Source organism: Streptomyces cyaneofuscatus, from assembly GCF_000718135.1.
Classification (GTDB): domain Bacteria; phylum Actinomycetota; class Actinomycetes; order Streptomycetales; family Streptomycetaceae; genus Streptomyces; species Streptomyces cyaneofuscatus.
The window spans coordinates 342243-355798 of sequence record NZ_JOEM01000007.1; the positions used below are offsets into that span (position 1 = coordinate 342243).

Sequence of the window (13556 nt, forward strand, 5' to 3'; positions counted from 1 at the left end):
CCGAACCGCATGGATCAGGAGCAAGATCCACTCGTTCGAGTGGGGAAGCCGTGGCCACCCCTGCGCTACCGGCTCGTTCAGGCGCCGGGGGCCAGCACCGCCGTGCCGGGGGCCGGCAGCACCGCCGTACGCTCCTGGAGTGCCGTACGTTCGCGGAGTACGGCGGAGAACCGGTCCGTGACCTCGCCCAGGGCCGCGGCCGTGGGCGCCGCGAGAGTGACTGTGCCGTCGGCGTCGACGGTGATGTCCTTGTCCAGGGTGAACCAGCCCGGTACGACGTGGGCGGCTCCCATCGAGGTCAGCACCGGGCGCAACGCGTAGTCGATGGCGAGGACATGGGCGGTGCTGCCGCCCGTGGCGAGCGGCAGCACGGTCTTGCCGGTCAGCGCGTACTGCGGGAGCAGGTCCAGCAGCGACTTGAGCAGCCCCGAGTAGGCGGCCTTGTAGATCGGGGTGCCGATCACCACCCCGTCCACCCGGTCGAACAGCGCGGTGGCCTCGACGATGGCCGGGTGGGCGAAGTCGGCGCCGAGCAGGGCGTCGGCGGGCAGGGTGCGCACGTCCAGGGAGACCACGTCGTGCCCCTGGTCCCGGAGCCGGTCGTCGAGGTGGAGCAGGAGGCGTGCGGTGCGGGAGGTGGCGGAGGGGCTTCCGGAGACGGAGAGGACGGTGGCCATGGGGTGACCTTTCGGGATGCGGTCTTCGCAAACGGCGTGGGTGTTACGGCAGTTCGCTGGGGTATTGCGGCGGTTCAGGTGCGGGCGCCCGGGCTCACCAGGCGGTGGACTCCACCGTGACGAGCGGGACGAGTTCGTTGCGCAGCGCCTCCAGGAACGTGACGATCTCGGCGGCGACCGAGCGGTGCTGCATGTCGTTGAGGACGTCGTGGTGGGCGTCGCGCACGATCGAAAGGCGGGCCCGGGGATGGGACTTGGCGGTACGGGTGAGGGCGTCGCGGTCCGCGAGCGGATCGGCGTCACCGGTCAGGATCAGCGCCGGGACCTCCGCCTCGCTCTCGTACGCCGCCGTGAGCAGGGCCTCCGGCACCGCCTCGTCGAGTGCGCCCCGGCGGAATCCGGAGTCGCCGGTGAGCGTGGAGCGGTGGGCGGGACAGAACGTACGGACGTCGAGCTCGTCGTCCCAGGCGGCGGAGGCGGCGGTACGCGCCGGGAGCCCGGCGAGGACGACGGCGTCGGCCGCCGCACTCTCCCCGCTCCCCAGGAGTGCCGCCACCGCCACCGCCCCGGTGTCGGCGCCCACCAGCACGACCGGGCGGGCGACGCCGTCCGGGCCCGCCGTGCCCGCGACGGCCTCGGCGACCTGGGCGCCGAACCGGGTGAGGGAGCCGGCCGGGTCGTCGGCGTCGAGGTGGACGGCGTCCACGACCCGGACCCGGTAGGCGTCGGCGGCGAGTCGTCGGCCCAGCCGGGTGTAGGTCTCCCGGGTCTCACCCCGGCCGGGCACCACGACGACCGTGCCGCGGATGGCGGGCCCCTCGGGGCCGTGGTGGTCGGTGTAGTCGGCGTGCTCGGTCATCTGGGGCTCCTGGCTCGGTGGGCTCGGTGGGCTCGGCGGGGGATCAAAGGACACGTGGGGCGGGGACGGAACCGAGGGCCTCCGCCGCGGCGCCGGGCCGGGCCCGGCCCAGCACCCGGTCGAGGACCGCGCGGGCGCCGCCGTCGGGCAGCACGGCTCCGCGCCAGGCGACGTGCTGGTCGGGGCGGACGAGGACGTACTCGGTGCCGTAGACCGCGCGGGCGTCCGGATCGGTCAGGTGGATCACCGTCAGCGGCAGCGACCGGGCGGCCGCCTCCTCGGTGAAGGCGTCCTCGACCGCCCGGTCCTCGCTGAGGACCAGCAGGGCGAAGGAGGTGCCGACGCGGTCGTGGAGGGTGGAGCCGTGCGGGTCGATCCGGCCGTCGGGCGCGCGGTGGCCCGGCCGGGGGTCGTCCTCGTACACGTCGGGCCGCCAGGCCGGTTCGGAGGCGAGCTGCCCCTCCTCGTACCAGATCACGTCCGACGCGTCGTACCGCTCGTCGAAGGTGACGCCCGCTCCCCCGGCATGGTCCCGGCGCAGCCGCTCGCCGATCTCGGCCCGCCGTCGTACGGCCTCGTCGCCGAGGTCGGCGTCGTCCGGGATGCCGCCGGCGCGGATCTCGGCGAGCGTGGCCTGCGAGCGGCGTGACCGCTCCAACGAGTGGTCGGCCACGCGCCAGTTGTGCGGCCGGCGCTCCTGGTCGTAGGAGTCGAGGAGCGTGTCGGGGGCGTGGCCGGCGAGCACGGCGGCCAGTTTCCAGCCGACGTTGGCGACGTCCCCGATGCCTTCGCCGAGGTTGCCGCCGGGGGTCCGGACGTGGGCGGCGTCCCCGGCGAGCAGGACCCGGCCCTTGCGGAACGTCGTGGCGATCCGGGTGGCGTGGTAGAAGGTCGTCGCCGAGACCAGTTCGAGGTCGAGGTCGAAGCCGAACGCGGCCCGCCCGATCTCCAGCAGCTCGTCCTCGGTGGGCTCGTAGCCGAGCGGGTACGGTCCCGCGTACACCCGCCACTCCCGGGTGCTGACCGCGGCGAGGAAGCCGGACGCCCGGTGGTTGAAGACGATGTTGGTGGCGCTCGGGGCCGCGCCGACCCGGTCGGAGATGTCGCCGGTGCGGACGATCAGGCGCAGCCGCTTCTCGGTCGCGTGGTCGCCCTCCCGGTCGATCCCGGCCAGTCGACGCGTGGTGCTGGAGCCGCCGTCGGTGCCGAGGACGTACGCCGCGCGGACCGTGCGCCGCTCCCCCGAGTCGACGTCCACCACCCCGCCGCGGACCCCCTCGGTGTCCTCGGCCAGCTCCCGGAGCTCCCATCCTCCGGCGACGCTCACGCCGTGTTCGGCGAGGTGGTCGAGGAAGACCTGCTGGAGCACGGTCTGGGGGCGGCGCAGCGCCTCGTCCGCCGCGTGGTCGGGGGTGCCGGCACCACGGAACGACGGTCGGGGCACGGGGACGAGTTCATGGCCGGTGAGCGAGGTGACCAACCGGGTGCCCCGGTTCCACTCCGGGGGGTACGTCCAGGCCTCGCGGATGCGCTGGAGCAGGCCCCAGCGGCGGAAGTGTTCGACCACGCGCGGGGTGTGGCCCATCGCGCCGGCCCGCACCAGGGTCGCGGTGCGGGCGCGGTCGACGACGGCGACCCGGATGCCCCGGGCGGTCAGTTCGGTCGCGGCGGCGAGGCCGACCGGGCCCGCGCCGACGATGAGGACGTCGACGGTGGCCGGGGGTCTGCCGACGGGGAAGCGGACGGTGTGGACGTCACGGCCGCCCGTAGCGGGGAGTTGGGGCATGGCGGGGCCTCAGCCGCCCGCGAGTTCGCGCTCGCGGGTGTGGCGGTTTGCGGGGATGGGCAGGCCGAGGTTGCCGCGCAGGGTGTCGGCCTCGTACGCGGTGCGGAACAGTCCGCGCTTCTGAAGCAGCGGCACGACGCCGTCGACGAAGAGGTTGAGGTCGTCGTTGTTCCGGAAGGCGAGGTTGATGCCGTCGAGGGTGCCCGCGTCGTACCACTTCTCGATGGTGTCGGCGACGGTGTCCGGGGCACCGACGAACGGCGACTGCCGGAACGCGTTGGCCTCCTGCGCGACTTGACGCAGAGTCAGCTTCTCTTCCCAGGCCCGCTCGATGATCCTCGCCGCTCCCGTCCGGCCGCCCTTCTCGGCGAGGTGGGCGACGTCCGGGAAGGGGGCGTCCAGGTCGTGGACGCTGAAGTCGTACGCGCCGAAGGAGCGGCCGAGCAGCGCGAGATTGCGCTCGAAGTCGTTGTCCTCCTCGAAGATCTCCCGCTCGCGGCGCCTGGCCTCCTCGTCGGTGGAGGCGACGATGGGGCCGCCGTGGATGAAGACCTTGATGTGGTCGGGGTCGCGGCCGTGGGCGGCGGTGCGCTTCTTGATGTCCGCGTAATACTCCTGCGCCTGCTCCAGCGTGCCGCCGGGTGCGTAGATACCCTCGGCGACCCGGGCGGCGAGGTCGCGGCCCTCGGCGGAGACCCCGGCCTGGAAGATGACGGGCTGGCCCTGCGGGGAGCGGGAGATGTTGAGCGGTCCGGCGACCTTGAAGTGCTCCCCCACGTGGTCCAGGGCGTGCAGCCGTTCCGGGTCGAGGAAGAGGTTGCTGTCCACGTCGGCGGGGAAGGCGTCGTCCTCGTAGGAGTCCCACAGGCCCCGGGCGACCTGGACGAACTCCAGGGCGCGGCCGTAGCGGGTGGCGTAGTCGAGGTGTTCGTCGAGGCCGAAGTTCTTCGAGGTGCCGGTGTCGAAGCTGGTCACCACGTTCCAGCCGGCGCGGCCGCCGCTGATGAGGTCGAGGGAGGCGAAGCGGCGGGCGAGGTTGAACGGCGAGTTGTACGTCGAACTGGCGGTGGCGACCAGGCCGATGTGGCGGGTGTGGGTGGCGACCGCCGACAACAGGGTCAGCGGCTCCAGGCGGTTGAGGTAGTGGGCCGGGTAGGTGGAGTTGATGAACTGGCTGTCGACGATGAACAGGGCGTCGAAGAGGGCGTGTTCGGCCGCCTGCGCCTGCTGGATGTAGTAGTTGATGTCGATGCTGGCGTCCTTGGCGACGCGCGGGTCCTTCCAGAGACCGTGCTGGCCGGGGCCGCCGACACCGTAGGGGTGCAGGGCGAGATGGATTCTGCGGGACATGGCTGGTCCTTCCGTGGGGCTGGTTACGGGGGTGTGCTCAGGCGCTCAACAGGGCCCGCAGCGCCTCGCGTTCGGCGCGGTCGGCGGGCTTTCCCCGCAGGGTGGGGGCGGAGCCGAGGAGCAGGCGGGTGTAGGGGTGCTGCGGCTGGTTGACGACCGCGCGGGCGGTGCCGGTCTCGACCAGTTCGCCCTGGTAGAGGACGGTGATGCGGTCGGCGGTCCCGGCGACGGAGCCGAGGTCGTGGGAGATGAAGACGAGGGCGACCCCGGAGGTACGGAGTTCCTTGAGGATCTCCAGGACCTGGACGCGGTTGGCGGAGTCGAGGGCGCTGACCGGTTCGTCGAGGATGACGAGCCGGGGCTCGGTGACCAGGGCCCGGGCGACGGAGACCCGTTGGCGCTGGCCGCCGGAGAGTTCGCCGGGCAGCCGGTCCAGCAGGTCGGTGGTGAGGTGGACCCGGTCGAGGAAGGAACGGGCCCGCAGCGCCGCTTCCTGGCGCCGGACGCCCTGGATGAGGAGGGGTTCGGTCAGGGACTCCTCGATGGTGAGGTCCGGGTCGAGACTGCGCAGCGGGTCCTGGAAGACGTACTGGATCACGCCGCGCCGCCGCAGGTCGCGCCACTGGCGGGGCCCGTAACCGCTCACGTCCTCCCCGGCGATGCGGATGGATCCGGCCGACGCGGGGACGAGGCCGAGGACCGTGCGGGCCAGGGTGGACTTGCCGGAGCCCGTCTCGCCGATGACGCCGACGGCCTCGCCGGGCGCGATGTCCAGGGTGACGCCGTGCAGGGCCCGTCGGCGCTTGCGCCCCCGGCCGTAGTGCACATCGAGGCCGGCCACCTCCAGGACCGAGCCCGTCGCGTCCTCACGTACGGCGTCCTTCGCCTCCGGTGCCGTGGTGGTCATGACGCCTCCTTCGGCGCGAGGAACGTGTCCAGGCCGTAGCTGTCGTGTTCGGCGATGAGCAGGCGGGTGTAGTCGTGCCGCGGGTCGTGGAGCACCGCGCGGGTCTCGCCCTGTTCCACCACCTCGCCCTGCCGCATCACCAGGACCTCGTCGCAGAGGTGGGCGACGACGGCGAGGTCGTGGGAGACGACGACGAGGGCGAGGCCGGTACGCTCGCGCAGCTCGGCGAGGAGGTCGAGGATCTCGGCCTGGACGGTGACGTCGAGGGCGGTGGTGGCCTCGTCGGCGATGAGGGCCCGGGGTTCGACGGCGATCGCGGCGGCGATCAGGACGCGTTGGAGCATGCCGCCGGAGAGCTCGTAGGGGTACTGCCCGTAGACGAGTTCCGGGTCGCGCAGCCGTACGGCTCCGAGCAGTTCGACGGCCCGGCGGCGGGCGGCCCGCCGCTTGAGGCCCTGCTTGACCCGGATGACCTCGGCGATCTGGGCGCCGACCTTGATCGCCGGGTTGAGGTAGGAGGCGGGGTCCTGGAAGACGGCGCTGATGGTGGCGCCGCGCAGGTCCGTCCACTGCCGGGGCGTCAGCGTCGCTATGTCGGTGCCCGCGAGGTCGATGCGGCCGGCCGTGATCTCGAAGTGCGGGGGCAGGATGCCGAGCGCGGCCCGGCAGGTGAGGGTCTTGCCGCTGCCGGACTCCCCGACGATCCCGACCGCCTTGCCGGGGGTCAGCTCGAAGGTGACGCCGTGGACGATCTCCCGTTCGGTGACCCGGTCGGTGATGCGTACGTCGTGGAGGGCGAGGACGGGTCCGGCCGCCGAGGCGTCCGGGGCGTCGGCCGTCCCCGGTGCGTCGAAGGTCGTCTCGGCGGTGCCGGCCGGGCGGGAGGTGAGGGTGTCGTGGGTCAGCGGGCTCATCGGGAACCTCCGGCGGGGTGGGGTCCGGCCGCCGCCTCGCGGCGGTTGGCGCGGGCCTTGTGGTCGTTGGCCAGCGCCCGGCCCGCCTCACCGGAGACGTCGCGGATCGCGTCGGCGAGGAGGTTGCAGGCCCAGACGGTGACCATGATCAGCAGTGCGGGTGCCACGGGGGCCCAGGGGCGGTGGCTGAGGTAGCCCAGGTCGGAGGCGAGCAGCCCGCCCCAAGTGGGCTCGGGCGGCTGGACGCCGATGCCGAGGAAGGTGAGGCTGGAGACGATCACGAAGCCTACGCCGATGGTCTGGGCGAGCGCGACGGCGATCGGCGGGAGCACCTTGGTCCACACATGGCGGCGGACGATCCAGCCGATGGAGGCGCCGGAGACGATCGCTGCCTCCACGTACGGGGATCGGGCGACGGCCAGGGTGGCGGCGCGGGAGACCCGGTAGAAGAGCGGGGAGACCAGGACGCCGGTGACGAGCATGGCCTGGGTGATGCCGTTGCCGAGCAGGGCGATCACCGCGATGGCGAAGAGCAGGAACGGCAGGGCGACCAGCGTGTCCGCGATGCGGAGCGTGAACCACTCGAAGGCGCGGCCGAGGTAGACCGACAGGATGCCGGGGATCGCGCCGACGACGAGGGCCACCAGGGCGACCTCCAGCGAGCCGAGCACGCTGATGCGGGAGCCGTCCAGCAGGCGGCTGAGTACGTCGCGGCCGAGGTAGTCCGTGCCCAGCCAGTGGGCACCGGAGGTGGCCGCGAGCGCGTTGTCGCTGGTGGCCAGGGGGTTCTGCGGGGCGAGCCAGGGGCCGAGGAGCGCGAGGAGCGCGATCAGGGCGAGGATGGTGACGGCGATCCGTCCGGACGTGAGTGCGAGAACGCGGCGCACCATGGTCACACCCCCCGCTGGGAGGCCGGCATCACGCGGGCCAGCACCAGGTTGATGATGAGGTTGAAGGAGACGACCAGGGCGATCGAGACCACCAGGACGCCCTGTACGGCGGGTACGTCACCGGCCTGCGCGGAGTCGTTGGCGAACCGGCCGAACCCCTGGAGGCCGAAGATCCACTCGGTGACGACGGAGGCGCCGACGAGGGCGGGGAACTTCTGTCCGAGCGTGGCGAGCGTCGGGCCGAGGCCGTTGCGCAGGACGTGCCCGAAGAAGATCCGGCGCGGGCTCAGTCCCCGTACCATCGCGCCCGTCACGTAGTTCTCCTGGTAGGCGCCGATGAGGCTGGAGCGCAGCTGGCGTGCCACATCGGCGATGACGTCGAAGCTGAGCGCCAGGGCGGGCAGGGTGATGTGGGCGAGCCAGGGGCCGACGCCCTGCTCCGCCGGGATGTACCCGGCGGAGGGGAAGAGTCCGAACCCGACGGCGAGGACCGCGACCAGCACGATGCCGACGACGAAGGCGGGCATCACCGAGATCACGGTGACGAACCCGGTGATCGCCCGGTCGATCGCGGTGGTCCGCCGGAGCGCCGCGACCGTACCGAGGACGAATCCGACGACCACCCCGATCACCAGGGCGAACGTGGCGACCGAGAGGCTCACCCCCAGGCCGAGGCCGATGAGGGTGGAGATGTCGGCGCCGTTGACCCAGCTGCTGCCGAGCTCACCGTGCAGAACACCGCTGAACCAGTCCCAGTACTGGGTCAGGAAGGGCTTGTCCAGCCCCCACTGGGCCTCGATGCGGGCGATCGCCTCCGGGGTGGCGTCCTCCCCCAACTGGATGCGGGCCGGGCTGAGTCCGCTGAGTGAGCGGAGTGCGAAGGTGACGAAGGTCGCGACCAGGAAGACCGGTACGAAGATGGCGACCGACCGGGCGAGGACGGCCAGGACACGGGCGCTGGCGTGCCGTGTCCTGGCCACGGCGACCCCGCGACGGCGGGCAGAGGTGACCTGTGGCTCGGTCGTCGTCATGGGGCTGCCCCCTCTCTGTGCGATGGGCGGATGGGCGGATGGGCGGATGGGCGGATGGCGGTGCTGGAAGGAGTGATCGGTGCTGCGGGAGGGTCAGTTGGCGCCGGAGAGCTTCACGCCGGTCCAGTCGATGTGCCCGGGGTTCTTCGGGAGAGCGGAGAGCGCCTTCGTCTTGGCGAAGAGGTTCGGTGAGGCGTACGTGAACACCAGCGCCTTGCTCTGAAGCCCGGCCCGGGTCGCGGCCTGGAGGGTGGCGGCGTAGTCGGGCGAGTCCAGCGGGGTCTGGCGGACCTTGGCCACGGCCTCCTCGAAGCCGGCCGGCTCGTACGGGGTGGAGAGGTTGAGCGGGCCGTTGGGGCCGAAGTGCGCGGTGAGGGTCTGGGCGGCGGAGTCGCGGCCGGTGGTCCCGTACAGCGAGAACGTCAGGTCCTTGGCGAAGAAGGGGGTGGACCAGTTCTTGTCGATCTTGATGGTGACCTTGATGCCGACGGCGGCCAGCTGCGACTGGACGATCTCGGCCTGCGGGTCCTCGGACGGGATGACCAGGCCGAGCTTGAGGTCACCGGGCTTGTGGCCCGCCTCGGCCAGGAGCTTCTTCGCCTTCGCGGGGTCGTAGGGGTAGGCGTTCTCGGACTTCGGGTCGTAGGCCACGTACCCCTTCGGGAACGGCTGGTCGGTCGCCTCGCCGTAGCCGAAGGTCAGCTTCCGCACGAACTCCTCGCGGTTGACCGCGTGCCGGACCGCGTCGACCACCTTGTCGTTGTCGAAGGGCGCCTTGTTGATGTTGAGGCTCAGGTTGGCGGCGTTGAAGCCGGGCTGGACGAAGACGTCGAGTCCGGCCTTCTTCGCCGCGTCCGCCTGACTGGGGTCGATGTCGGCGAAGTTGTAGACGCCGGTGCGCAGTCCGGAGACGACCGTCGAGGTGTCGGGGGCGGAGACCAGCTCGACGTTGTCGATGTGGATGTTCTCCGCGTCCCAGTAGTCCGAGTTCTTCTTCAGGACGGCCTTGGTGCCGGGGATCAGCTGCTGGACCACGAAGGGCCCGGCCCCGACCGGGTTCTGGTCCAGCTTCTCGGGGTTCTTCGCCGCCTTGGGGCTGGCGATCTGGAGGACGCGCTGGCCGAGCAACTGCGGTATCTGGTAGTCGACCTGAGTGAGGTTCAGGGTTGCTTCGAGCCCGTCGGCCTCGACCTTTCCGATCGAGGTCAGGTCGCCGAAGAGCGCGGAGTTCTTCTGCTTCTGGGCGCGTTCGATGGCGGCCTTTACCGCGGTGGCGTCGATCGGTTCGCCGTCGCTGAACTTCTGGCCGGGGCGCAGCTTGAAGGTGATGCGGTCGCCCCTGTCGTTGTACTCCCAGCTCTCGGCGAGGTCCGGGACGGCCTTGCCTTGCTCATCGGTGCGGGTCAAGGAGGCGTAGACGAGGGCGAGTTGGCGGAACTGGGCGCCACTGCCCGACACGACCGGGTCCCAGTGGGCCGGGAAGTAGGAGGAGGCCCACTTCAGCGTGGAGTTGCCGGTCGCGGACGAGGCGTCCGAGCCGCAGGCGCCCAGGGACGGGACGAGCAGGGCGGCGAGGGCGGTCCCGAGGGCGGTGGCCCGCAGGCGTCCGGCCCGTCGGGCGGGCCGGACGCGGAGTCCCGGGCGGAGGTTCGTCGGTCGTGCGGGCATCTCGGTGTTCTCTCTGTGAGGGGCTCCGGCCGCGGTACGGGGCGGGCGGAGCGGGGCCGGGGGCGGCCGGCACCCGCGCCGGAACCGGATGCGGGGCGTCCGGGCAGGGCGGCGGGAGCGTCGGCACGCCTCGGTGCGTGCGAGCGCGGTCCGGGACGGTCGACGGCAGCGGCGACGGGGTCACGGACGGGGCGCACGGCGAGGGCCGTCGAAGGTGCGCGGGAAAGCGCGGGGAGGGACGCGGAGGAGACAGGGGCCGACCGGGGTGACGACGGTCAGCGGGGCTGCCGTCGGCGGTCGGGGAACGCCTGTGGGCCGAAGTGGCGGGGTCGGTCAGCGACAGAGAGCGCTGGAGGTGCGCCGCAGGTCCACGTAGCGGCACATCACGCCGGGGTGCGTCGTGAGCATGCGGCACATCCTGGTGCCGCACGGCACCGGATGTCAATGGACACCTTTTGGTGTCTCATTCGGTGGAACGGCACTCGTCCGCAGCTCAGGGCGTTGCGGCGGTCTACTGCCGGGCGGCGGGGTGGTGTTGGGCGTCGTCGGGGTGCAGCCACACGGCCCCTTGGGCGGTGTCCACCCGCACCGCGTGCGGCGGCGGCCAGACCCCCTCCGACAGCACCAGCCGCTCCGGCTCGGTGAGGCTCCGGTAGCGCTCCAGCGCCCGGTCCTGAGCGAGCGGCGCGGCCTCCTGGCGCAGCCCCGGGCTCAGCGCGTCGACGGCGGCCGCGTACGCCTCGTACGGCCGCCAGCCGGGCACCACACGACAGGCGCCCGGGGTCCGGAACAGCAGCGTCGGCAGCGCGTACCGGACTTCGCCGCCGGGGGTCTCCTTCGCCGCCCCGGGGTGCGGCGACCGCTCCCGTACGGAGAACACCTCGGGGACCGGACGGCGCGCCTCGGCCCGGTCGGCGCGCACACTCTCCCGTACGTCGGCGGAGGCGGCGTCCCGCGCCAGCCGGCCGGGATCCAGGCCCGGCACCCCGCGTACGGACCGGAGTGCGAGGGCCTCGGTGTCCGCGGGTTCGCCGAGGACGAAGACGCTCTCGCGCAGCCGTCGCAGCACCCGCTCGGCGATCTCGGCCCCTTGGGCCTCGGCGGCCCTGGCGACGAGCGAGGAGGGCCAGGAGCTGGCCGCGACCCGGCTCAGCCGGTGCGCGCGGGGAGCCTGCGTGTGGGCGCCGATGTCTGCCAAGTGGCCCGCATACCAAGCGGTTTCGGCGGCGGGGTCGGGGGGCGGATCGTCCTCGTCGTCGTCGAAGAGGATGGCGTACGCGCGCCGCCAGTGGACCCGGCCGGCCAGTGCCGCCCGGAGCCGGCGGAAGGCGGGCTCGGAGCCCCAGGCCCAGGGGCAGAGCGGATCGGTGTACTCCACCACCTCCAGCGGGGGCGGGCCGTCCGGGGCGGGAGTGACCTCCGGCGGAGGCGGGCCGTCCGGGTCCGGCGTGCCGGTCATGCGGCGCCGACCTCGGAGTGGTGTTCCCGGGCGCCGGCGGAGAGCCCGGCGGGCAGCAGCGCGGCCAGGGTCAGCCCGCCGAGGACGGCGGCCGCTCCCGCCTCGATCTGCCGCCACACACCGGGCAGCGGCGCGGCGGGGCCGGGATAGCCGAGTCCCTCGAGCGGTTCGCCGCGCAGGGTGAGGACGTCGCCGTCGATGGCGCGCACCACGTCGAGGAGGGTGACCTCGTCGGCGGGTCTGCCGAGCCAGTAGCCGCCCTCGCAGCCGCGCTGGCTGCGGACGAGCCCGGCGCGGCGCAACTCGCCCACGACGGACTTCAGGAAACGGAAGGGAATCTCCTGCGAGGAGGCGATGGCTTCGCAGGTGAGCGGACGGCCAGGTTCACGGGCGAGCTCCAGGAGGGCCCGCGTGGCGTAGTCCGCTTTCGCGGAGATATGCATGGCGCTCATCATGCCCGAAAGGCCGTGCGGAGGCCCTGCCTCCGCAGGATCGATCTGCTACATGACAGCAGTGTTGCCGCAGATGAACCACAAAGGACACCTCTTGACATCCTTTTCCGCGCCGCCTTAGCGTCCCCGCCATGAGCGAGCCCCTGACCACCGCAGGCGAAGGTTTCCACCCGCACCTCCACGAGACCCCCGGGGACCGCCCCACCACTCCGCTGCACACCCGCCTGCACCACATCCGCGCGGACGCGCTGGACGGCGACACCGCCCAGACGGGCGGGATGCGCCGGTTCGCGGCCATCAGCGGGAAGACGACCGGCTCCGAGAAGCTGTGGATGGGCCAGACCCATGTGGCGCCCGCCACCTCCTCCTCCGACCACCACCACGGCGCCTCGGAGACGGCCATCCATGTGGTCAGCGGGCACCCGGAGTTCGTGTTCCTCGACGACTCGGGCGAGGAGCCGCAGGAGGTACGGCTGCGCACGTCACCGGGCGACTACATCTTCGTCCCGCCGTTCGTGCCGCACCGGGAGGAGAACCCCGACCCCTCCGAGGAGGCCGTGGTCGTCATCGCCCGCTCCACGCAGGAGGCGATCGTGGTCAACCTGCCGCGCCTGTACGCCCTTCCGGCGGATCAGGGCCTCTAGTCACGAGCGCTGGTCGGCGAGCCAGCGGGAGCCGTCGCCCTCCGCATCGTCGTGGTCGGTGGAGACGCTGACGTACCGCCACTTCTCGTCCTCCTCCAGCCGCCCGGCCCACGCTCCACGCCCGTACGTGTAGGAGTCCGAGCCCAGCAGGCGCAGCGGGGGCTCGTCGAGAGCGGAGACGGTGAGGACGGCCTGCGCGACCTTGGCCGGATCGCCGTTGGCCTCGGCGGCGAAGTTCCTCATCGACTCGGCCGCGGCACCGACGGTGGCCCGGTACGGCTCGCTGACGGGCGGGGTGCCCATGGACGACCCGGCCCATTCCGTCCGCATGCCACCCGCTCCAGGACCGTGACCTTGATGCCCAGCGGGGCGACCTCGGCGGCCGGGGACTCGGAGAAGCCGCCGACGGCCCACTTGGCGGCGTGGTAGGCGCTCATGCCGGGGCTGCCGATACGGCCGCCGAGGGACGAGATCTGGATGATGCGGCCCCCGCCCTGGCGGCGCAGTACGGGGACGGCGGCCCGGCTGACGTACACGGTGCCGTAGAAGTTGGTGTCGACCTGCCGGCGGAACACCTCCAAAGTCGTGTCCTCCAGGGCGGCGCGATCACCCTGGCCCGCGTTGTTGACGACGACGTCCAGCCGCCCGAAGGCCTCGACGGCCTCGCGGACGACGCGCTCGGCGGCGTCGGCGTCGGTAACGTCGAGCCGGGCGGCGCGCACCCGGTGGCCGTGGGCGGCGACCAGGCCGTCCAGGGTGCGCGGATCGCGGGCGGTGGCCAGCACCCGGTGGCCGGCGGCGAGTGCGGCGGTGACGATCTCGCGGCCAAGGCCCCGGGAGGAGCCGGTGACCAGGCATACCTTCGACATGGATGAACTCCGTCCGTACGGGATGAGCACGATGAGCACAGGAATAGAGA

At 72.4% G+C, this 13556-nt stretch carries 14 protein-coding genes; 1 reads left to right on the top strand and 13 read right to left on the bottom strand.

Annotation, left to right across the window (positions count from 1 at the left end; translation table 11 throughout):
- Window positions 1-77 precede the first annotated feature (77 nt).
- From ssuE to IF17_RS0114140, 11 genes are all read right to left on the bottom strand, one after another.
- Complete coding sequence (ssuE, locus tag IF17_RS0114090) at window positions 78-677, bottom strand: NADPH-dependent FMN reductase (protein WP_030565678.1); 600 nt, start codon at window positions 675-677, stop codon at window positions 78-80.
- Window positions 678-771: 94 nt separating this feature from the next.
- The gene (locus IF17_RS0114095; protein WP_030565679.1) at window positions 772-1536 is read right to left on the bottom strand and encodes an alpha/beta hydrolase; all 765 of its coding nucleotides are present in this window, start codon (window positions 1534-1536) and stop codon (window positions 772-774) included.
- Window positions 1537-1579: 43 nt separating this feature from the next.
- On the bottom strand, window positions 1580-3322 hold the full coding sequence (locus IF17_RS0114100) for an FAD-dependent oxidoreductase (protein WP_030565681.1): 1743 nt from the start codon (window positions 3320-3322) through the stop codon (window positions 1580-1582).
- Window positions 3323-3331: 9 nt separating this feature from the next.
- Window positions 3332-4672 carry an NtaA/DmoA family FMN-dependent monooxygenase gene (locus IF17_RS0114105; protein WP_030565683.1) on the bottom strand — a complete coding sequence of 447 codons (1341 nt, stop codon included), beginning with the start codon at window positions 4670-4672 and terminating at the stop codon, window positions 3332-3334.
- A gap of 37 nt (window positions 4673-4709) precedes the next feature.
- On the bottom strand, window positions 4710-5579 hold the full coding sequence (locus IF17_RS0114110; RefSeq protein WP_030565685.1) for an ABC transporter ATP-binding protein: 870 nt from the start codon (window positions 5577-5579) through the stop codon (window positions 4710-4712).
- On the bottom strand, window positions 5576-6493 hold the full coding sequence (locus IF17_RS0114115; RefSeq protein WP_030565687.1) for an ABC transporter ATP-binding protein: 918 nt from the start codon (window positions 6491-6493) through the stop codon (window positions 5576-5578). The genes IF17_RS0114110 and IF17_RS0114115 overlap by 4 nt, the downstream gene beginning before the upstream one ends.
- Window positions 6490-7383 (bottom strand): ABC transporter permease, encoded by an 894-nt coding sequence (locus IF17_RS0114120; RefSeq protein WP_030565689.1) that lies wholly within the window; start codon window positions 7381-7383, stop codon window positions 6490-6492. The genes IF17_RS0114115 and IF17_RS0114120 overlap by 4 nt, the downstream gene beginning before the upstream one ends.
- Window positions 7384-7385: 2 nt before the next feature.
- On the bottom strand, window positions 7386-8414 hold the full coding sequence (locus IF17_RS0114125; RefSeq protein ID WP_030565691.1) for an ABC transporter permease: 1029 nt from the start codon (window positions 8412-8414) through the stop codon (window positions 7386-7388).
- A 93-nt stretch (window positions 8415-8507) separates the two neighbouring features.
- Window positions 8508-10082 (bottom strand): ABC transporter substrate-binding protein, encoded by a 1575-nt coding sequence (locus tag IF17_RS0114130; protein ID WP_030565693.1) that lies wholly within the window; start codon window positions 10080-10082, stop codon window positions 8508-8510.
- A 511-nt stretch (window positions 10083-10593) separates the two neighbouring features.
- A complete protein-coding gene (locus IF17_RS0114135; RefSeq protein WP_051883986.1) occupies window positions 10594-11541 on the bottom strand; it encodes a DsbA family oxidoreductase in 948 nt (315 codons plus the stop codon).
- On the bottom strand, window positions 11538-11984 hold the full coding sequence (locus tag IF17_RS0114140; RefSeq protein ID WP_032771929.1) for an RrF2 family transcriptional regulator: 447 nt from the start codon (window positions 11982-11984) through the stop codon (window positions 11538-11540). The genes IF17_RS0114135 and IF17_RS0114140 overlap by 4 nt, the downstream gene beginning before the upstream one ends.
- 140 nt (window positions 11985-12124) lie before the next feature.
- Here IF17_RS0114140 and IF17_RS0114145 point away from each other — a divergent pair, with 140 nt between their 5' ends.
- Complete coding sequence (locus IF17_RS0114145) at window positions 12125-12637, top strand: cupin domain-containing protein (RefSeq protein ID WP_030565699.1); 513 nt, start codon at window positions 12125-12127, stop codon at window positions 12635-12637.
- On the opposite strand, the gene IF17_RS1000000139770 is transcribed toward IF17_RS0114145, so the two are convergent.
- Together IF17_RS1000000139770 and IF17_RS01000000136420 are read right to left on the bottom strand one after the other, a co-directional pair.
- The gene (locus IF17_RS1000000139770) at window positions 12638-12940 is read right to left on the bottom strand and encodes a Rossmann-fold NAD(P)-binding domain-containing protein (RefSeq protein WP_244890478.1); all 303 of its coding nucleotides are present in this window, start codon (window positions 12938-12940) and stop codon (window positions 12638-12640) included.
- The gene (locus IF17_RS01000000136420; RefSeq protein WP_244890479.1) at window positions 12877-13506 is read right to left on the bottom strand and encodes an SDR family NAD(P)-dependent oxidoreductase; all 630 of its coding nucleotides are present in this window, start codon (window positions 13504-13506) and stop codon (window positions 12877-12879) included. Before IF17_RS01000000136420 ends, IF17_RS1000000139770 begins: the two co-directional genes overlap by 64 nt.
- Window positions 13507-13556 lie beyond the last annotated feature (50 nt).